This window comes from Hyphomicrobium sp. MC1 (assembly GCF_000253295.1).
Classification (GTDB): Bacteria; Pseudomonadota; Alphaproteobacteria; order Rhizobiales; family Hyphomicrobiaceae; genus Hyphomicrobium_B.
Window position 1 is genome coordinate 3,324,820 of the sequence record NC_015717.1, and the last position, 19,656, is coordinate 3,344,475.

Annotated in this window: 16 protein-coding genes; 1 reads left to right on the forward strand and 15 read right to left on the reverse strand. The window is 58.8% G+C overall.

Annotation, left to right across the window (positions count from 1 at the left end; genetic code table 11):
- Genes sctS through sctN form a run of 6 tightly spaced genes read right to left on the reverse strand, consistent with a single transcriptional unit; the run spans position 1 to position 4,659 of the window.
- Positions 1 to 264, reverse strand: a complete 264-nt coding sequence (sctS, locus tag HYPMC_RS16015) for a type III secretion system export apparatus subunit SctS (protein ID WP_013949073.1) — start codon at positions 262 to 264, stop codon at positions 1 to 3.
- Positions 264 to 944 (reverse strand): type III secretion system export apparatus subunit SctR, encoded by a 681-nt coding sequence (gene sctR / locus HYPMC_RS16020; protein ID WP_013949074.1) that lies wholly within the window; start codon positions 942 to 944, stop codon positions 264 to 266. The genes sctS and sctR overlap by 1 nt, the downstream gene beginning before the upstream one ends.
- Positions 941 to 1,918 (reverse strand): type III secretion system cytoplasmic ring protein SctQ, encoded by a 978-nt coding sequence (gene sctQ, locus HYPMC_RS16025; protein WP_013949075.1) that lies wholly within the window; start codon positions 1,916 to 1,918, stop codon positions 941 to 943. Before sctQ ends, sctR begins: the two co-directional genes overlap by 4 nt.
- Entirely contained in the window at positions 1,915 to 2,823 is a 909-nt protein-coding gene (locus tag HYPMC_RS24310; protein ID WP_013949076.1) for a hypothetical protein, read from the reverse strand. The genes sctQ and HYPMC_RS24310 overlap by 4 nt, the downstream gene beginning before the upstream one ends.
- Entirely contained in the window at positions 2,801 to 3,316 is a 516-nt protein-coding gene (locus HYPMC_RS16035) for a YscO family type III secretion system apparatus protein (protein ID WP_013949077.1), read from the reverse strand. Before HYPMC_RS16035 ends, HYPMC_RS24310 begins: the two co-directional genes overlap by 23 nt.
- A complete protein-coding gene (gene sctN / locus HYPMC_RS16040; protein ID WP_013949078.1) occupies positions 3,313 to 4,659 on the reverse strand; it encodes a type III secretion system ATPase SctN in 1,347 nt (448 codons plus the stop codon). The genes HYPMC_RS16035 and sctN overlap by 4 nt, the downstream gene beginning before the upstream one ends.
- Before the next feature lie 167 nt (positions 4,660 to 4,826).
- Between sctN and HYPMC_RS16045 the strand changes: the two genes are divergently transcribed.
- Positions 4,827 to 5,363, forward strand: coding sequence for a CesT family type III secretion system chaperone (locus HYPMC_RS16045; RefSeq protein ID WP_157135461.1), 537 nt, complete (start codon positions 4,827 to 4,829; stop codon positions 5,361 to 5,363).
- A 283-nt stretch (positions 5,364 to 5,646) separates the two neighbouring features.
- Here the strand turns inward: HYPMC_RS16045 and HYPMC_RS16050 are convergent, their stop codons facing one another.
- From HYPMC_RS16050 to HYPMC_RS16090, 9 genes are all read right to left on the reverse strand, one after another.
- Positions 5,647 to 6,123 (reverse strand): type III secretion system chaperone, encoded by a 477-nt coding sequence (locus HYPMC_RS16050; RefSeq protein ID WP_013949082.1) that lies wholly within the window; start codon positions 6,121 to 6,123, stop codon positions 5,647 to 5,649.
- A 17-nt stretch (positions 6,124 to 6,140) separates the two neighbouring features.
- A complete protein-coding gene (locus tag HYPMC_RS16055; RefSeq protein WP_013949083.1) occupies positions 6,141 to 9,179 on the reverse strand; it encodes a hypothetical protein in 3,039 nt (1,012 codons plus the stop codon).
- 85 nt (positions 9,180 to 9,264) lie between these two features.
- On the reverse strand, positions 9,265 to 12,204 hold the full coding sequence (locus tag HYPMC_RS16060) for a hypothetical protein (protein ID WP_013949084.1): 2,940 nt from the start codon (positions 12,202 to 12,204) through the stop codon (positions 9,265 to 9,267).
- Between the two features lie 516 nt (positions 12,205 to 12,720).
- Positions 12,721 to 13,143, reverse strand: coding sequence for an ATP-binding protein (locus tag HYPMC_RS16065; RefSeq protein WP_013949085.1), 423 nt, complete (start codon positions 13,141 to 13,143; stop codon positions 12,721 to 12,723).
- Complete coding sequence (locus HYPMC_RS16070) at positions 13,140 to 15,155, reverse strand: SpoIIE family protein phosphatase (RefSeq protein ID WP_013949086.1); 2,016 nt, start codon at positions 15,153 to 15,155, stop codon at positions 13,140 to 13,142. Before HYPMC_RS16070 ends, HYPMC_RS16065 begins: the two co-directional genes overlap by 4 nt.
- 39 nt (positions 15,156 to 15,194) lie before the next feature.
- Positions 15,195 to 16,169, reverse strand: coding sequence for a hypothetical protein (locus HYPMC_RS16075; protein ID WP_013949087.1), 975 nt, complete (start codon positions 16,167 to 16,169; stop codon positions 15,195 to 15,197).
- Positions 16,170 to 16,173: 4 nt separating this feature from the next.
- Positions 16,174 to 16,506, reverse strand: a complete 333-nt coding sequence (locus tag HYPMC_RS16080) for an STAS domain-containing protein (RefSeq protein ID WP_013949088.1) — start codon at positions 16,504 to 16,506, stop codon at positions 16,174 to 16,176.
- Positions 16,507 to 16,806: 300 nt separating this feature from the next.
- Positions 16,807 to 18,372, reverse strand: a complete 1,566-nt coding sequence (locus HYPMC_RS16085) for a hydantoinase/oxoprolinase N-terminal domain-containing protein (RefSeq protein WP_013949089.1) — start codon at positions 18,370 to 18,372, stop codon at positions 16,807 to 16,809.
- Positions 18,369 to 19,511, reverse strand: coding sequence for a DUF917 domain-containing protein (locus HYPMC_RS16090; RefSeq protein WP_013949090.1), 1,143 nt, complete (start codon positions 19,509 to 19,511; stop codon positions 18,369 to 18,371). Before HYPMC_RS16090 ends, HYPMC_RS16085 begins: the two co-directional genes overlap by 4 nt.
- Positions 19,512 to 19,656: the final 145 nt, after the last annotated feature.

Consider the following 19,656-nt stretch of genomic DNA (forward strand, 5'->3'; position numbering starts at 1 on the left):
TCAGATCTGCCCGATACTATCGAAGACGCGCTCCGTATACCGGTACAATTCCCCACCGAGCCAAGACGCCGTACCAAGGATCACCACACTGACGACGATGAGCTTGACTGCGAAGGAGAGTGTTTGCTCCTGGATTTGTGTGATCGCTTGGATCAGACTGAGCACCACGCCGACTACTGTCGCGACGACAATCGGTGGCATGGACAGCACAAGGACCAGTGTCAGCGCATTTGTCGTCAAACTCGCGATCTCAGCGCTGTTCATCAGCCAGCGGTCCCCGCATAGGAGAGTACAAGTCCCTGGATCAGTTTCTGCCACCCGTTGACGATCACAAAGAGGAACAGCTTAAACGGTAGAGAGATCGTCATTGGTGAGACCATCATCATTCCCATCGCCAGCAATATGTTGGAGACGATCAAGTCAATCACGATAAAAGGCAGAAACAGTAGGAAACCAGCCTTGAACGCCTTAGTCAGCTCGGCCGTTGTGAACGCCGGAACTAGCACCAAAATATCGTGATCGGTTACGCTATCCGCTTGATCCTTCGGCCACAGACGATGCGTAGTGTCGACAAAGAAGGCCCGATCGGCCGGGGTGGTATTGCGTTCGAGGAAGTGGAGGAAGGGCTTAGCGCCGTCCCGAGCGATGTCGGCTAAGCTTTCCATATTCCGTGTATCCACCGGGCGGTCACGCACCGCCTGATAGGAAGCGATAGCAACGGGTGCCATGATGTAGACAGTCAGGATAATGGCGATCCCATTCAGCGCCATGTTCGGCGGCACGTTCTGGACGCCGAGCGCGTTGCGAACGAGCCCCAGTACCACGACCAACTTCACATAGGTGGTCGCCATAATGGCGATGAAGGGAAGCAGTGCCACTGCTGTAAGCAGAACGATAAGCGTGGCTGGATCTGGCATCCCCATGCCGTTAGCCAAGCCGTTCAACGACGGGCTCCCTTTACATCCGTTAGACGGATACCCACACGGTCGGCGATGCGCACCAACTCGCCCATCGCGGCCACATGTCCGTTCACACGAAGCGATATAGCTTCTGTCGCGTCCAGGCCGAGATCCAGAACCTGGCCGGGAGCGATTTCGCGCAGCTCAGCAAGTGACAGGGTGATGCGGCCAACTTCGCAAGCCACCTCTATAGGGAGATCATCGAGTGCATCTGGCGATGCCTCTTCAGGGTTGTTCATTATCTTGTCCAGTATCGAGAGAATAGAGAGAGTTCCGGCCTTCAACTCGGTTCGCCAGCCGGCGCCGTTTGGCAGACTGGCAACCAGCATCAGCCCCCCATCGTCCGTGAATGGCTCACGGTCGAGCAGCACGACGTCACCGATCTCGAGTCCCGCTAGCTCGCCTTGCGTCATCCTGAAGTCGTCCAGGCGAAGGATGAGCATCACCGGCAGATCGTCTAGCGCCGAGCGAAGCGGCGGCAGTCGCTCTATCCGATCAGCGAGCCAATGCAGGCCAGCATCGTCCAAGGCAACAGAGGCGACCCAAACCTCGTTCGCAGCCACTCTTCGAAGCGCCATTCTGTGGGGGCGCAGTGCGTCATCGGAGTCTGTCCAGACGATCCGCTCACCGACGTACTGCTCTATTTGCGTTGCCAGGTCGCTCAGCAAAACGCCACGAAGTATCGTGCGTAGATCCTCCGGCACGCCCACCATCTCCGCCTCTGGCCACAAGTCCAGCGCGGTCTGCGGTAATAACGAGGGATCGAGATGCACTAAAGCGCTGCCTCGCCCAATGCCCGCTTGGACCGATCTCCAGTTGGCAGGCACTCCTGGTAGGTCTTGTCCGGCCAGTTCCGCATGCAATAGCTGGCCGCCCAGATCGAACTGAACGGGCAAGCGGAGAGCGAGCCGCGTCGCGGCATTCGCCGCCAGAAGAGATATCTCCGGCAGATCGATCATCGCCGCTCTGCTACGTAACTAAGAATATCATCATATCCGGCTGAACGCTGGCGTTGACCCTCATCTCCAGCGCGCCGCTGATCCGCAAGCTGGAGTGTGACGCGACTGTCGAGCCGGTCCGCCAGACTCTGCACCAATTCATCGCCGCGCTCTTGCACAGTGCGTAGCGCGGCGTCGGAGGTCGCATCGATGTGCAGCTCTAACCCGCTATCGCCGCGCGCGATCCTTACCTCCGAGCCGCCCAGCAGATCGCTACGCATCGTCACTCGTATCTCGGTCTGACCATCGGCACGCTGCCCGACCAGTACGCGCTCGGCGATCTTGTCCACCAACTCCGCAATCTCGGCGCTACGAGGTTGAAGCTGGTCCGGCTGTTGTCCGTCCAAGGGGGTGATCGTGGGATCTGCCATCTGCGTCGCACAGCCCGCCAGCATGGAGGGATCGACAGGCGTCCCCTTCCCATCATCGCGATCATGCTCGCCACCGCCACCGTGTTCTTTGTCCTCGCGCCTATCCGGCCCGAGGCGGCCGAGTTCGCCGCCGGACTGTGGATTGTTTCCCTCCGCGCGGGCTTCGATGTGAGACTTGTCAGCATTATGCTCGTCTGCCTTGGCCCGAGTACCACCGCCAAGAAAAGCGAGTAGCCGCTCGGCACCGGCAGAGACTGTGCTGGACGTCGACTCAGCACCATTTAAGTTAGAATCGTTACTCTGGCTCGCCTCTCCAGCTCTGCCCCGAGTTGTCGGAGGGGCGGAACTCTTAGCGCCACGCGTCAACAGCGTATCGAGACGTGTGGCCGCGTGCTGCAACTCATCAGGTGCCGTCGTGGGCTGTTGTGACTCACGTTGCCATCCGGCACGTTGTGGCCCGGAGGAAACGCTGTCAGGCGGCTTTGTCCCATTCATCCTCGTTCCCTTCCTTACTGACGCGATGGCCCGCTTCTGCAGCCTCTTCGAGTTCGGCGTCTTCCTTGGCCTCCGCATCCAGAAGTTCTGCCGCCCTAAGAGTTGCAACCAACTCATCAAATTTGGAAACTGCGCGCCGTGCGTGCGCGAGCTTCTGGCTCGCGAATTCCAACGCCTCACGTGCAGCCGTCGCAGCGCCCTCCGCGTCTTGCAGGCGCTTGGCAAGTAGAGCCTCATGTTCACGCAGTTCAACCACGCGAGCCTTACACGCGTCCAGCGCCTCAAGATCGACAAGCTTACCGATGATGGCGTCATAGATCGCAGCCTCGCGGCGCGGCATCTCTTCCCGCCATCTCTCCAGATTGGCTCGCGCGGTCTCTACCGCTGCCGCCGCGGCTTCCAAGCCTGCGCGGCGGGCGCGCTCCTCTTGCTCGGCGCGATCGGCCTGCAACACTTTCACGCGTTGCACCTGACGGATGACGGCGAGCTTCATGCCAGCGCCTCCGCCATCTGCTTCAGCACATCGTTAAAACCCACTGGATCTTGCGCATTCTGCTTGAGGAAGCTTCGGATGTGCTCGATCTTTTTGACGGCCTCATCCGCCACCTTGTCACTGCCTGGCTTGTATTCGCCGATACGCACCAGCAGCTCGACCTCATTGTACTTTGCCATCAGCGTACGGATACGCCCGGCAAGGGCACGATGCTCGCTGCTGGCGATAGCCCCCATTACGCGGCTGGCACTAGCTAGCACGTCGATCGCGGGAAAGTGATTAGCGGCCGAAAGCGCACGTGACAGCACAATATGTCCGTCCAGGATGGAGCGCGTCTCATCCGCGATTGGTTCGGACATGTCATCACCTTCAACCAGGACGGTATAGAAGGCCGTGATCGAGCCTTTGTCGTTATTACCGACGCGCTCCATCAGCTTGGGCAACGTGGCAAAGACCGAGGGAGGGAAACCGCGCCTCGTTGGCGGCTCGCCGGCAGCCAAGCCGATCTCTCGTTGCGCACGCGCAAAGCGAGTAACGCTGTCCATAAGGAACAACACGCGCATACCCTGATTTCGGAACCATTCGGCAATAGCAGTCGCGACGTAGGCCGCCTTGGCGCGCTCCATTGAAGAGCGGTCCGAGGTCGCGACCACTACCACCGACTTCTCGCGCCCTTCAGGTCCCAGATCGCGCTCGATGAATTCGCGCACTTCGCGCCCACGCTCGCCGATCAGCGCCATAACCGTGACGTCGACTGCCGCGCCACGCACCAGCATAGACATCAGTGTCGACTTGCCGCCGCCAGCCGCAGCGAAGATGCCCATCCGCTGGCCCTCTCCGCAGGTCAGCATGCCATCCAGAGCGCGCACACCAAGCGGCATTGGCGTATCGATCACCCGCCGCGTAAGTGGGTCCGGCGCGTCAGCGTAGACTGAAACATAGGCATCCGGCCGCAGCGGTCCTCGCTCCGCGATATCGAGCGGCTGCCCCATCCCGTCCAGCACTCGGCCCAGCAACGCACGGCCCGCCGGCGCCATATGAGGCTTGCCAGTGGGAAGCACCTCGGTCAGCGTTGAGACGCCACCAAGGTCGCCGAGAGGCGTCAAGATCGCTGAGTCGCGCGTCAGGCCCACCACTTCCGCCGGCAGCTCAGAGCCGTCTGAAGGATTGTGCAGGATGCAGAGATCGCCAATGCGCGCTCCAGGTACTGTAGCCTTGATGATCGTGCCCAACACTTGGAGCACACGTCCGCGCACAGTGATCGGCGTGGCCTCGGCAATGGCCTGAGAGGCGATGCGAAAGACGTATTCGAATTCCCCACTCTTCCGGACCAGGGCATCCATCGCTCAATTGCCCCCTAACGCCTTCGTTAGCCCGTGCTTTCGTGCTCGCTCAATAATTACGAGCTGGCTTGTGATCTTCGCGTCCAGCCGACCCGAGTCGAATGGCGCGTCTCCAATCGATTAAAGGTTGGCTCAGGCTTAGGCGCCCGGCATCCCCAGAACTGGTCATGGATGGGATTCAGGGAGCGGTAGAAGTGTGTTGGTACGCACAGGCTTACTACTGGGCCTTAACAAGATTGCAAATGGGTTGCGAAACGGCCATGCCAAGTTCGAATTTCTCCAGCACGGTTGCCCATCCTTCGCTTGAGCGGTTGTTGCGGCTGCTTCGGCTGCAAACAGATTCCGGAACCGGCCAAGCCCTCGCTTTCACAGTCGATGGAACCACGATCCGTGCTGAAGCATTAAACCGCTTTGTTCGACTAAGCTGCCGCTTGGGCCTGCCGCCAAGCGACGAACTTGAATTGCGCCGCTTAATGCGCCACTTCTTTCGGCACGCGGATCGCGGAGCCGAGATTTTGTGTATGGATGCTGAAGGACAACTCGTTCTGGTGGCAGACGTAGCGGATGATGCGGAATTCGGCCGACTGACCGCGTTATTCTGCGATGCCGCTGTGCATTGGTCCGCGCTGAGCAGCGGTATGCGGACCGCCGACGTTGCTTCCTCGTTCCTCGATCAGCGTCCGCAGATGGTGATACGGCCTTAGCTGGCACTGGTACTTCGGCTAACAATGAGAAGTCTTTAAACTGCCTGCACGCCCGCGGATGGAGCATACGGCGACATTGCTGTCCATGCCATCAAGCACGGTTGCCGCATCCGCTAGGCCCGCAAGCTGCATTATAACGAACACGGACGGGCCGCCAGCCCCCCAACCGACGGCGTAATGCATCGCACGTGAAGGCCGCACGTCGAGCAAGAATATCGCCTATACAGCGCCGACTCTTCTACCAGACTGGTTCCGCGATCCCCCGGAGCGCCAGCCGTCAAATTCAGCCGCGGATAAAGTGATCGGATGAGTCTGTGGTCGTCGTTGGCATGCGCTCTCCTGCTTCGTCTTCTTGCGTTTCCTCGGCGCCGAGGATGCCTACCAATCGCTCCGCGGTCTCGACGAAGCGCTGCAAGCCTTGTTCGAACTTGGGGTAATCAAGTCCCTCTACCGCCAGCGATCGCTGCAGTACAATCGCCTGGCTGATGGAATCGCGCGCCAACGTGACACCATCGAAATCGGACCAGAAAAAATTCGCATCCAAAAGACGACCGTAGGTCTCAGCAGTCGCGGGAGGCCGTCCCAGAGTGGAGAGCATCAACAGTGCGCCTTTGTCCTCGTCGAGCAACAGGCTGACATGCGTGTTGTCCAGCGCGAATTCGAGACCGCCCTCATCGTCGAGTGCACAGGAAGGAACCCCTACCTGTGCTCCGAACTGCTCCAGGACGCCATTCACTTGATTGGAAAGGTGCGAACTCATATCGCTTCGACTCCGAGTTAGGTTGATGAGACAGTTGACGCCACCGGAGTGGGCGCTGCGGTGACATTGGGTTGGCGCGCTGCAGATGGTGCATTACGATCCGGAATGGCTGCAGCCAAGCGATACTTATACGATGACCCGGAATTCAGTGTTAGATAACCGCTCTTTGAAATATCTGCTCCGAACGAGATCTCCAGAAGAGAAAATGCGGGGTCAAATGCCCTCACATCAGTCTGGTTGTTGTCCGAGGCGAAACGGGTAGGCGCGCCCTTGTATGCAACGTTCACATGGATGGACCCATCCCTATTTTTCTTCAGGAATATGTTTAAACCGCCGCCATCCCCAACCACCCCTGGATTGTAATTGTCGTCTCCACCGAGCAGCACCACATTCCGGCCCTCAAAGTTGAGCGGCCGCGAACCTCCTGGCCCGAATTCTGCCAGGAAAGGCCCTATAACCCCCTGATGCAGGACGCGAGAGAGTTTCTCGCCAAATTCCGCATCTCCAACGAAATCATGAAACGTTTCTGCAGCTTGCCGCACATCCGCACGTTTCTCCTCTGTACTCTGCTGGACAGGCACTGCCGAAAAATCCACCAGCGGCTTCGGAAGATCGCCTGGTGCATCCCCAGCAATGAAATAGTTCACTGCAGTAACATCACGCCAGAAGGAGTTGCCTACCGTCCGTCCATGCGAGAGAGGATTCGCCCTCAGGTCATCAGCGTCGGCACCATCCGGGATATTTATCTGCCCCTCAAGTTCTTTCAACCGCCCGAATGTGTCACTTCCCTCGACGATGCCTGAGGCAGATCTCAGGGAAACACTCAAGCTTCGCAAGTCAGCGGACCCTTCACCGAGGACTGCGCGCGCATCCTCGAGGACTTTCCAAGCCTGCCGCGCCACTGACACGGGTTGCGCTTGCGCCCAGAGCATGACAGCGGGCTGGACAAAAATCCATTGTTTCACGCGAGTTTGTCCAGGGCCACGCGCCGCTACAGTGGCGTTAATCTCGCTAATCTGAATTTGAATACTCTCCGCTCGCGCGGCGAGCTGCCTCCGTCTTTCCGCGTCCTGCAGGCGTTCCTGACTGCTCTTTGATCGCTTTTTTTCGTCGATCTTTTTAATTTCCGCTTTCACATCAACCAAGTCGCGATTCAACAGGTCGCGATCTGATAATCTCGTCTCCAGATAGCCGCTTCTCTCCAACGCGGCCACGTTCAATGCACTGATAGCCTTGACGAGCGGCTCCGCGTTATGCGGCTTTCCGGCTTCGACATACCGCTCCGCCTCGGCTATCACGTTCCCAACGTGCTGCGATACAATTGCGGCATCCTCTATCGCGATCATAGCCATGTCGCGCAGCTCCTCACTGAGGCAGCTATCGACCATGCTCGCGAGTTCATCAGGGGTAAGGCCGCCTTTTAATGATGGGCGACCGATAAGCACACTCTCAAATGCCGCGGTCACCATCGTATGAATGCGCCCCATGGCCAAAGTGACGGCTTGTTTATCTCTGTCGTGAAGGCTTAACTTTGCATACAGTTTATCGGAGAACGCTTCGGAAGCCGTATAACTGTAAAACTCCGCCATGATGGCCGTAAATTGCGGGCGACTCCTCTCTCTCTCCGCCTCCTTTTTGTCCACACTGGTACCTTTGTAGACATTACTGCCTAGCGGGGTCCGAGGTCGTGTGATGCTCTTGCCCGAGGAAGATGCTTGAAACTCGCTCGCCTGGCTGCGCTGCTCACGTAGAGCCTTCGCAGCGCCCGATGCCACTGGCGCAGGAGCGCTTCGCCGCGCTGCAATTTCAGATGGCGACGAGATGGGTGTCTTGCCCTTGTTGCCCGTGGCTGGCGTATGAGGCTGTCGCTCTCGTTTTTCCGAGGCGGAAGACAACGCGTCGATGAACTGTTGAGCGGCGCGTGGTACGGCCGATGAGACAGCATCTGCGCGAATGGCCTTCCCGGACTGTTCGACGACCTCAATCTCTCGCTCAGCCGTCTCGATAGCGCCACGCTCGGCAAGTGCATTGAGTAGAGCTTTATTGGTATTGTGCAATTGCTTGCTGGCATTTGCAGACGGAAAATGCCTCAGCGTCTCTCCTGTGGCGCTCAATGGCGGAGCCTTATCTGCCATGTCTCTAGCCGTTGCGAAAACCACCATCCGGCCCGAACCTTTTTCTGCCATCGCGTCTTTGTAGAGATCGCGTGCCTCCTGTACTGGGAGCGCCGAGACGGCGCTGGAAATGGCCACGCCCACGGCAATCCCCACCCATTCGTTCTTCTCTCCAGGGTGCACCTCCTCCGGGCCGAGCAGCCCGATATCATGTGGGCGCTCGGTGGCAAGTTCCTGGAACTTGCGCAGCGAGGAAGCCAGCTGCTCCGGCTTACCACCTTCGGCGATGTCTCGCGCCAGTTTGATGCCGGCATCGCGCACGTCGGTCAGCCATTTGTTGGACGCCTCGATCTCAGCTGCATCCATACGTGCGACATGCCGCAGTGTCCCGATAGCGATGTCTAGCTGTGCCTTCCTATTCACCACCGGGCCGCCGGCAGCCATACCGACCTGATATCGCAGCAGCTCCGTATAATGCTGCTTCTGGATCGCGCTGAGGCTGTTCGGATTTACGTCGGCCTCCCTGGCGACTTTTGCAAAGCCAAGCGCTCCCGGGGCATAGCGCATTGCGGTATCGGCCACCTCATGACGCTCATTGTTTTTGGTCAGCGCCCGCGCAAACACCTCGGCCGTGTGAAGCTGTCCGCGCGTGAGCGGCGTGGTGTCGTCGGACGCATCATGGGCGGCTCGCGCCAACTTAAGGGCTTCCGGACCGATCTCGCTGCCATAGCGCCACCGAAAATCGTCATTCAACCCACTGAGTAGTTTTTTCGTCCCCACATGATCTGAATTGGTGATCTTGGCGATGAAGTGAACGATCATGCCAAAGATCCCGCGCGGCGCGAGGGTAATTCTACCAGCATCCAGACGCAGCGGGGCATCTTCGGCCTCCCCGACCGTGGCATTCATAACATGGCGGGCAGTAATGTGGAGATCCGGCATGCTAAGTTCCTCATGCGCAGCCGACCCGGCAGCAGATTGGTATCATCAGCAAATAATCCGTCTTTGACGGCCGGATCAGAGATCCTTATCCCGCATTGGAATTATTCGTTTCTGCGGGATTATCGGGAACTTGAAGCTGATATCCGTATCTCGGAGCCATTGTAACAAACTCAACATTGCCCTCTTCGCGTATCGCCACCACGAAGGCTATATCCACAAAGGATCTGTCGGGGTTGAGTTCGACCACCGTATTATCCGCCAGCGCGAAGCCTCCGAGCGCCAAACGCGTGCGGTTGACGACATGTACGGATCCGTCGTTCTGAGCCTGAACGGCGAAGAACATTTCTGCCCCCTCCGCCAGGGCCATAGGTTCGCCTACCCTTCCGTCCCCCAGCTTGAAGCCACCAGTAGCGCCCAGCCTCTGGACAAACGGCTCGATCATTTCCTGATGCGCAATGCGTGACACCCTTTCCGCCAGACGATGGTTACCGATGGCGACGCTCAGCTCTCGCGCAGCTTGCGTAGGAGTAGTGAGCGCCGTTTGTAAACCATCTCTACGTAGAGCTGAGTAGTGCATATTGGGGGTAGAGACAGTTTCCCAGAACTTACCGCCAACGCTCAATCCTTCTGCCGATAACAACCTGCGATCTAACTCTGGAACCTCCGTCTCATCGAGCTCCGATAGTTCCCCCTGGATTTCTTCAACGCCAGCGATAGGACCTCCGCCACGGGAGATATTACCACCGGGGACAATCGCCACTTCGGTCAGTGAGGCTTCGAGCGCCGGCATAAGAGTATGGATTTTATTTGCCTCGACACCGCGCAGCGCATTCTGAACGCTGAACTCTGTCAGATCATCGAGATAGTCTAGCGCCTCAGCAGGCTTCAGCCCCTGCGCCCACGTATCTACGCCGTCTGCCGGAGCTTGCGGGGGCGGCTCCGGATTAGGCACATCCGGGTTTGGAGAAGTTAAATCGCTGATCTCCCTCATCAGCTCATTCACCTCGGCGCCGAGTTTCGAAGCCGCACTGTTTTCGTCTTCTACTTCATTTCCGTCTGCGTTCTCAGCCGGCGGGGGGGTCAACGCAATCTTCAGCCGCACCAAGTCAGCCAAAAGCTTTTCGAGCGTCTTCCTGTCGTCGTCTCTTTCATACGGCTCGACGGCTCTCAGCCCCGCGGCAACAGAAAATGTCTCAAGAGTATCGGTGACGCCCTGACGCTCGAAATTATTCATTTGATTTCGGGCTTGCGCCATCAAACGCCGGGCCTCCTCGCTCCGCTGGCACGCGTGGTCGATCATCACACTTTGCGCCGCCATCGCTGTATCGATCGCGCCGGCGAGATCTGCCTCAGACAACGGCTTGGTGAGGACTGTCTGGGTTAGAGGGTCAGAAAGCCAACGATATAGTTCCGCTTTAATGGCGCCTCGAATTTCCCGGATTGCTTCCTGATCAGCCCCCATTTTTTTCAGCGCACTCGTGAACCCCGCAGACTTCATATATTTACTCGCGTCACTAATGATCGCAGCGGTCAGCTGATCACGCTGTTCGGGCGAGAGCTTTATCTCCGCCTTGGCAGCTTTTTCGGCCTCCATCGCCTGCCTCAACTCCGATAACCTGCGCGTGTCGGCATGGAACGCGCCGAGTAATTTATTGGCTTCGGCTGCGCTGTCCAAACCCGCTTCCTTGGCCTCTTGCTTCGAAATGCTGCGCAATTCCTTCTTCGTACCTTTCAACGCCCGCGCAGCGGCCTTCTCACCGGCGCTCTCGACATCATTAATCCGCTTCCAAGCGCCAGCGACACCGCTCTCTGCTGCTTCGATATCAGCACTCTCAGCATCACCGGCCGCCTCTATGTCGCCAGCGGCTGCGGACGGATCGGGAACTACGGGTTGCTCAGGATTGTCCCATGCACCCTCGACGCCACCGCGCCGGGCAAGCGCAAGGAGCAATGTTTTCGTCGTCATCTGCAGCATCACAGCCGACCCTCCGTAGGATCTCGGCTCTTTCGGCGCGCTTTCACCACGGGGGATGAATGGCGATTTCGCCTCCGATGACTGGAGCTCGACATTGCCCGCGGCCGCAAACAAGGCCAGCCGGCCGGCACCGCCTTCCGCCATTGCGCCTTCAAACATCTGCCGAGCCTCACGAGGACTGAATTGCTCCGCCACGTGAGTCATGGACACCATCAGCGCATCGCCGAAATCATCCCTTCCAGCTCCTTGTGCGTCGGCCATTCCAATCTCGTCCGACAACTGAGACGCTTCAAAGCACAAGCCAGCGAGACGCTGAGAGAACTCATTCTCATAACTCCGTCGCGCGAAATGGAGGGCGGTCGCTTCTTCCTCCGGCATGCAGCTTTGCTCGGCAAGCCATCGACACGCGTCTTTACCAATCGCATCTACGCGTTTTCGCTGCGCCACGGATGCATTGATTTGCTCCGGCGTCATCGCCGCGACACGCTTCAACACAGCCGCCGCCTGGTTCCACCGCTCCCCCCTCGCCAACATGGGCCAGCCGGGCGTAAGCGAAACCCGCTCCCCCAACAGGAGCTTGAAGTGTTCTTTTTGCTGACCAGACAAAGAGTCTAAATCTACCCCCGCCATCCGAGCGATTTTCACTAAGGAGTCCCCGCTCGCGTAGCGTTTCGCCCCCCTCACGGCGTCGTCACACTGGCGCTCAAGCGTCAAAGACGCCGCGAACTCCTTCGCAGCCGTCACTTGGCTAGGCTTGATCGGGTTCTTATAGTCAAACGCGCCGTCCTTGGGGCGCGCCAATTTGAAGGCCTCCAGGCCAATATCAAAGCCATATTTATCCTGCAGATCACTCAAGAGGCCGGAGGCAATCGCTTCGGTTGCGGACTTGTCCTTGCCGGTAATGAATGCCACCATCTTGCCAAATAAGCTGCGAGGAGCGACAGTCATTTCGCCTTTATCATCGAAGCGGAAGGCCGCATCAGGCTTGTCTGCGACCCCCGCCACGCTCAGCAAACTCGTGGCCGAAATATTCAGATTCGACACAGGCATAGGCGATCCTTCTTTCGTTTAATCGTCGACAGGTCGAAGCCGTGTTCAGGCGGCCTATAGCCCAGCGAGAGAGCTACCGTCGGCGCCGCGTGAAAATGCCTTAGAGCGCGTCTGGAAATACGGGTGAGAATGGCGAAGGATATTGCCGAACGGGTTTTCCCGGCAGGACGAGCAATATCGCAGCTCGGACAGCTCCCGAGTTCCACAGGTCCACATTGCGCATTCGCATCACCTACACATCGACGAGCCGCGCCTCTTCTCTCCTTCCACGACAGGAGATTGAAGATACCTGCTGTTTGCATCGTCGACACGGGCCGCGATCCCTTGAGAAGACATAGTTGACGCATCGAGCGCCCAACCATGTGCAATCCACGTCGAAAATCTTATTCGACATGGACATCGCCGCGCATCACTACTTCTAGTAATGCAACGCTTGTGTGCGCCCAATCTCGTCGCCCGCGAGTTGAAAAATCGATGGCAGGTTGCGTGTCCGGCACTTTCGAGACCGAGAGAAAATCAGCTCGTCAGCGTCGCCTTGGCGAAGCGTAAGACGTTGCGGCCGTCGCGCCGCTCGTAAGTCACCCGATCCATCAGTTTCCGAACCAGCAATATGCCGAGGCCGCCAATCGGCCGCTCTGTAACGTCCAGCGTAGTATCGGGATCGGGTATCTGCAGCGGATCGAAGGCGATTCCACCGTCCTCAACCTCGGCACGTATCTCGCCATCTTTGATCGACAATCGGACGTCGACGACTTTCTCCGAGACCTCCGGGTAGCCGTACGCCGCAATATTGGAGAGGATCTCGTCGAAAACGACCGCGAAGGGCTGCAACAATCCTTCGGGTAGATCGTGTACGGACAAAAACTCCGCGATGATCTCAGGCATCTGCTTTGGCGTGCCTTCTTCCAGATGCAAGCGGAGCGACAGCTCGCCACTCATGCAGATTCGTCCCCCAGTTCGGGCGCGTACGCGACGTAACGGATCGCGAGGCATGTCAGGTCATCCGCCTGCGGCGCTTCCCCGGCAAAGTCGTGGACCGTCGTGATTATCGATCCAACCAGCTCATTCGGGGTTGTATTGCTACAGTTGGCAAGCGTCTCGATTAGACGTCGCTCCGTAAATTCCTGGCCGTCAACGTCGAAAGCTTCCGTGACGCCATCGGTATACAGTAGCAAAGCCGAGCCGGAAGCCAGCATCACACTGCCCTCGCTATAAGTCGCCCCCTCCATCACGCCGAGCGCAATTCCGTTGCAGTTCGGAACGGACAAAACATCTCCATCTGATGTCACGATAAACGGCGGATTATGTCCGCCATTGGCGTATTCTATTCGTCCAGTTTCGGTGTCGAGAATTCCATAGAATACGGTCACGAACATCGTCGCGTCATTATCTTGGCTGAGCAGATTGTTCGCCTGCACAAGGCATTCCGCGGGTGTCGCAGCCGCTGGCGCAGTCGCGCGTAGGAGAGTTCGCGACACCGCCATGAATAGCGCCGCAGGCACGCCCTTTCCCGAAACATCGGCGATCACCACTCCGATACGCCGTTCATCTAGCCAGAAATAATCGTAGAAGTCGCCGCCGACCTCCTTTGCGGGCAGCATGCGGGCAAAAATCTGTACGTCGGGCCTACTCGGAAAGCGGGTTGGAACAATAGACTGCTGCATGCGCCGGGCGACGTCCAGCTCCTGCTGAATCGAGACCAACTGACTATGAGCGTTGAACACGCGCCGGATAGTTTCAAACCAAGGCTGCCATGCCGGTGGCACGCGAGGAATCGCTACTGCGGCGCCACGGCTCTCCTCACCGATATAGTGAACCAGCTGCGCTGCTGGCCCAATGAATTCCCGCCGGGTCAGCCAAGTGGCCACCGCAAGCATCAGCGTCAGCCCAACACCCAGCAGCGCCGCCGCGAGAAGACCATTTTGCAACGCAGACATCACGATTTCTCTGCGCGGCACCAAGAGTACCAGCCGGAATGGAGTATGCCTCAGTGTCTGGCTCATCACGTAGTAGCCGTGGCTCAGTGTCAGGATGCCCTCAGCTTGCGTGAGGAGTGCGGTCGAATCTGGCCGCAAAACCTTTGGCAGAGCGGCCTCGACCCCTAGCACTGATCCCGCATCGCGTTTTACCAGCGTGGTGTGACCCAGAAGTTGTCCATTGATGCTTGCAACAAACAGAGTTCCGAAGGGTGATTTCCAACGGCCGAGGAACCGGTTCAGGTCTTCCAGCGTCATGTCGATTGCGACGGTGCCTCGGAAAGTATCGCCCTCATATACCGGAGCCGCCGCGGTCACCATTAGACCGAGACCGACTTGGTCCAGATAAGCAGTCGTCCAGAACAGACTCCGCTTCGGATTTGCCGCGGGCAAGCCGTGTAAGAAGAAATCTTCTCGATAGAGCGATGGCGCGAAGCTGAATTTTCGGGAGTCAATCCACGGATAGATATTGATGAAGTTTCTGGCGGATGTGTAGTAAAACCAGGCTGCGCTGCTGTTGTCTGCCTTAATCGCTGCCAACATAGGATTCAGCGACAGAGCCATCTCCAACTCCCGCCGCCTACTCGGGTCTAACGGATTATCATAGCCGGTGAGATTGCCGAGATCGCCGGTGCCCCATGGAGCAGGCGGGACGTCGAGATGCAGCATACCATTTCGAGGTGAAGCTAGCAGTTGTTGCAGGAGCGGTGACGGCGCTTCTGTATCAAGATGCGTTCGCAAATATTGTTGGGCTGCAAATTGTAACGTGCTGACGCCGTCGCTCGTGCGCTCGAGTATGGCGTCGAGCGCAGTAGCATGCTCCTGCATGCGCTCGACCAGCATTTCCTTGATGGCGTAGAGATTGCGTTCTACTTGCAGGTATATCAAGGCGGCCGTGGCTAATAGCACGCCCAACAGCGCTCGCCCCATGATGCGGTTGTAGCGCTGAAATAGATTCTGACTCAGGTCAGCCATAGCGGCAGCGTGGGGCGCGGATGGTGGGCATCGAATTTCCTAAGCTCCCCTTGGCGATCTTCCGGCGACCTTGGTGGGGACCGCTCGGACTTCTTCAAACAGACCGAGCCGCTGCCTCAATACGCCGACACTGCACAGATTGAGGATTTCCGAGAATGGCTTCCGGGTCATAGAGGTTTCCACGGCGCTCCGCGCCGTTATTTCCCGAGCCAGCGTCGCAATCGTGATGTCGTAATCCTCATTGCCGCCGACGATCACATCAAACCATTGCAGCCGCGCATCCGCCACCATCGGCATGGTGCTTAGCTCGCGGCACATGCGACCGATCTTGCCCGCCTGATCAAGTAGGATGATGTCAATCTCCTCCGGATCTTCTGCAAGCCTGGCACGTAGCGCCATATCCCAACGAATGCTGATCTCGGGCAGGAAGATATAGCGGAGCCCCTGCACCATACCGATCGTCTCGGAGCCAACAGGGATAGTGGTGAAGCCGTCGATCGGCCAACCATCGCCGGGGAATTGGGTCACTCGATCTCTCAGCGGCCCAAGAGCAGCGATCCGCTGCGGCTCGCAAAAGCGGATCGTCAGACTCGGCCGAGCGTTGTCTGTCCATTCATCGGCAGGAAGAGCGCGGGCCACGAAAGCATCCGTTTGCCCAGCCCAACGCGCTTGGCGGAACACACTGGTCACCAAGGCCGCGGCATTGAACCCGCCCCCTGCCTGTAGCTCCAGCCCAACTGACAGCTCCTGGCTAATGCCATAACGACCGAGCACCAAGCCCAGCGCAACCGCGTCCACGTGAGCGTCGCACTTCAGCACCTCGACGATTGGATGGACGAACTTCGTGAAATCGGCACGGTTAGGATAGACGCGCGAAGCCGGCAGCACATGCCCATCCCGCGCCACGAGCCGCGCAAGCCCTCCAGCCGCTCGTTGCGGGCTAACACCGACAAAGTAGGTGTCTTGCGCAGACACTTCGTCAGATAATGCAGACTCAGATACCGGACCCGACATGATGCTATGCCAATGAGGCCTCGGCTGCCGCGAGGTCGGGCTCGATTCGGAAAATACTGGAAAAGCCGCTCATCTCGAACACCTCGAGCACCCGAGGCGCGAGCCCGGCCAGAACGAGCGAATGCGCCGCGCCGCGCCCGATTTTGGCTGCTTTCAGCAGCACGCGCAGCCCAGCCGAACTGACATACGGAACCCTATTGAGGTCAACAATTACCGCCGCCTGAGCCTGCATCCGAGCACACAACACGTCCTCCAGCTGACTTGATGTGTTGCTGTCAAGCTGACCCTCCACAGCCACGACATGAGCGGCCGCGGTGACATGTTCCGTAATTTGCAAGCCGACCTCCGATGAGTTGACGCACACCTCGCTCGAATGTGCCCCAAGGGAATGCCCTGAATGGCTAACCACCGGGCGTGCGCACTCACGAAGCAATGCAGTTGATGTTTGACCAGCGCTCACTGGCCGCACCCCATCGCGCAGCAGGGAGCGCGATGGGGCCTTGATATTCTAGAGGGCAAGCAGGGGACACCAGTGTCTGCGATGGCCCTCAGACACCGCTCAAGCTGCTGATCGCCTGAGCGGTCTCCGTTTCTCACCATATCCCCTTTGGCTCATTCAGCGCATCACCAGTTCTAGCTACGGTCCCGCTTGATCGGATGAGGGGACACTGATGTCGCCAACGACGCGAACCCGCACACGGCGCGCGTTGCCAGGAAGGTAAGCGATCGGTAAATCCTCGACCTCAAGCGTCCGAAGCGTGGATTGCTCCGCGCCAGCCTCGATCGCGCGGCGCATGGCTTCTGCCTGCGCCTGACCCAGCGCTTCCCCGCGCTCCATGCCGGTGAAGACATGATCAACCTCACCACTCACTTGGGCGATTGCCGCGCCGACGGCGTTGGCGACGGCATGATGCTCGATGCGGACTACCTGTGAGACGCCCGGGATGTGGTCGGGCACTAGGAAGCTGCCGCCCCCAACCGTGAGCAGGGGGAGAAGAGCTGCGTCGGCGCGTATGCGATCCACCAAGTCCGCAATCATGCGCTCTGCACGGGCAAGGCCTTGTGCAACGAACGTAGGAGACAGACCCGCGAGCTTTGCTCGATCGCCAAGGTCGAGCCGCCCCGCAGCGACCGCCAAATCCGATATCGTCAGTGTATCGCCACCGAAGACAAGCGCCTTCTCCGACAGGCGGAATCCCACGCTGCCAGGGCCGATACGCCGCCCGTCAGGCGAAATCTCCGTACCACCGCCAAGTCCGATGGATAAAAGATCGGGCATTCGGAATAGCGTCCGAACCCCGCCGAGTTCAACCGCGGCATTGGCTTGGCGCGGAAAACCTGCTTTCAGGCAGCCCACGTCAGTAGTAGTGCCGCCAACGTCCACCACCAACGCATCGGTTATACCGGAGAGAAACGCCGCACCGCGCATGGAGTTAGTCGGGCCTGAAGCAAAGCAGTAGACGGGACGATACTCGGCAATGGCACTTTGCACGATCGTACCATCGTTCTGCGTAAGGAACAGCGGCGCATGGATGCCGCTAGCAGCAGCCGCTTCGGCAAACGCCTTGGTTGTTCGCCGTGCGAGACTCTGGAGACCGGCATTGAGCAGCGCGATATTCTCCCGCTCCAGCAGTCCGATCTGGCCGATTTCATGCGAGGACGTGATCCGCGCACCGGGCACCTCTTCCCTTACAATCTGCGCTGCCTCGCGCTCGCATTCATCTGTGAGCGGGGAGAAGACGCTGGTGATTGCGACGGCGGAAAGTCCGGCATCGGCTATGCGGCACGCCTCTGCTCGCACCGCAGCTCGGTCGAGGGGCACCAGACGTCGCCCGTCGTACTCATGGCCGCCACGCACCATGTGCACGCTGCCGCGCATGGCAGCAACGAGATCCGGTGGCCAGCCAATAAATGGCGGTAGCCCAGCATTAGCTGGCAGGCCGATACGCAACGCCGCCACTTTATCAAGATCACGCCGCTCGATCACAGCGTTTGTGAAATGGGTGGTGCCGATCATCACTGCCTTGATGCGGCGCGAGGCTGGCAGCGGCGCGACCTTCACCATCAGGCTGGCGAGCGCTTGGCGCACGCCGTCGGCCACATTCGCGGTGGTCGGGCTCTTCACTGCGGCGAGCACCTGTCCGGCCTCGATGAGAACCGCATCCGTATTGGTCCCACCGACGTCGATGCCGATGCGGCTCATGGCTGGACTTCCTGGGTGGTATCGAACACGCTGCGGAAATCTATGTCGTAACCAAAAGCTCGCGGCCCCACGTGAGCGAGCCCCTCCGGCGAACGATGGATTGCCGGTGCCGGCAACGCGATCACGCTTACCCGCTGGCCAAAGCGCAAACTTTCCGTGCCGATGGCCTCGCCAGAAACACTATCCAAGACGCAGATCAGATCCGGCGTTGTCACCGCCGCTACTCCGTCGCGTCGACCGACGGTGAACTCATTCTGAAATGCAATTTCGAACGTAGCACCTTCGTCCGCGTCGAGACCGCTGAGACGCACGTTACCGCGCAGAAATCCCTCCGTCGTCTGCCGCTGTACGTCCGCTACCTTGCCCCTGAAAAGCAGGAGGCCGCCCGCCGCGCGCACTGTGGCCTCGACCGCATCCTCGTGGGCGTCGCGTGCGCGGTGCACCTCGCGGCCGAGGTTGATGGCCTGTGAGATGCTACGCAACACGGAGAAGCGCTTGACCTCGGCGCCCGTCCGAGGCGCCTGACACGTGGTGGCGACTGATCCGAACTCGGTACACACTTTGCGCCGCACTCGCTCCATCTCGTGCCAGCTAGATGCGCGGGTGATGAGGACAGCGTTGTCGCGCACATCAGACACCGCATGCGGTGTCATCTTCAATCCCGCGATGGAGAAGCTCTGCATCTGAGCCTCAGGATAAGCGCGCCCCATTGCATCGGCATCAACCACTGGTAGGCCGCTCGCGGCCGCAACCAGCAACGGCTGGAAGGCGTTGCAGCCGCCGATTTCAACCGTCATTACCGCGCGAAAGGGGCGGCGAAGATATTCCTCCATGGCGCGCACGGGCTTCAAAGCGAAAGTCGCATCGGTCATACGCTCGAGGAAAACAAGCGGTGCGCCCATCGTTGAGACCACCGCGACTAAGTCATCGTCGGCAAGCTCGTCCGGATCGAGGAGCGTGATTCGGCTGCCGCCCTCCTCGTAAAATTTCCTTATGCAGAGATGCATTGCATACGGCGAACCGCCGCCGCCCGTGCCAAGAATCCAGGCCCCGGTGGCGAGAAAATCTAGCTCTTCGAATTCCAGCAAACGGGGCAAGGCATCTCCTTTTCTGTCATCGATGCCAAACCTTCCTCTCATAAGGAAGTTGAAAACTCTGGCTCCCAATACAGCTGAGCTGAATCCCACCCAAGAACCGGAACCGGCACATCCCCACAAGTGAGGACGGAAAAGGGATGGCTCATGGTGTAGATGATCTCTTGCCATGTAACATCGTGAACTGCGT

Excerpts from the sequence above, each read along its gene's own strand:
- HYPMC_RS24310 (WP_013949076.1), bottom strand. The coding sequence starts at position 2,823 with ATGAATGGGACAAAGCCGCCTGACAGCGTTTCCTCCGGGCCACAACGT.
- HYPMC_RS16035 (WP_013949077.1), bottom strand. The coding sequence starts at position 3,316 with ATGAAGCTCGCCGTCATCCGTCAGGTGCAACGCGTGAAAGTGTTGCAG.
- HYPMC_RS16085 (WP_013949089.1), bottom strand. The coding sequence starts at position 18,372 with ATGAGCCGCATCGGCATCGACGTCGGTGGGACCAATACGGATGCGGTT.
- HYPMC_RS16045 (WP_157135461.1), top strand. The coding sequence starts at position 4,827 with ATGGATGGGATTCAGGGAGCGGTAGAAGTGTGTTGGTACGCACAGGCT.
- HYPMC_RS16055 (WP_013949083.1), bottom strand. The coding sequence starts at position 9,179 with ATGCCGGATCTCCACATTACTGCCCGCCATGTTATGAATGCCACGGTC.
- HYPMC_RS16070 (WP_013949086.1), bottom strand. The coding sequence starts at position 15,155 with ATGGCTGACCTGAGTCAGAATCTATTTCAGCGCTACAACCGCATCATG.
- HYPMC_RS16060 (WP_013949084.1), bottom strand. The coding sequence starts at position 12,204 with ATGCCTGTGTCGAATCTGAATATTTCGGCCACGAGTTTGCTGAGCGTG.
- HYPMC_RS16065 (WP_013949085.1), bottom strand. The coding sequence starts at position 13,143 with ATGAGTGGCGAGCTGTCGCTCCGCTTGCATCTGGAAGAAGGCACGCCA.
- HYPMC_RS16075 (WP_013949087.1), bottom strand. The coding sequence starts at position 16,169 with ATGTCGGGTCCGGTATCTGAGTCTGCATTATCTGACGAAGTGTCTGCG.
- sctN (WP_013949078.1), bottom strand. The coding sequence starts at position 4,659 with ATGGATGCCCTGGTCCGGAAGAGTGGGGAATTCGAATACGTCTTTCGC.
- HYPMC_RS16090 (WP_013949090.1), bottom strand. The coding sequence starts at position 19,511 with ATGAGAGGAAGGTTTGGCATCGATGACAGAAAAGGAGATGCCTTGCCC.
- sctQ (WP_013949075.1), bottom strand. The coding sequence starts at position 1,918 with ATGATCGATCTGCCGGAGATATCTCTTCTGGCGGCGAATGCCGCGACG.
- sctS (WP_013949073.1), bottom strand. The coding sequence starts at position 264 with ATGAACAGCGCTGAGATCGCGAGTTTGACGACAAATGCGCTGACACTG.
- HYPMC_RS16050 (WP_013949082.1), bottom strand. The coding sequence starts at position 6,123 with ATGAGTTCGCACCTTTCCAATCAAGTGAATGGCGTCCTGGAGCAGTTC.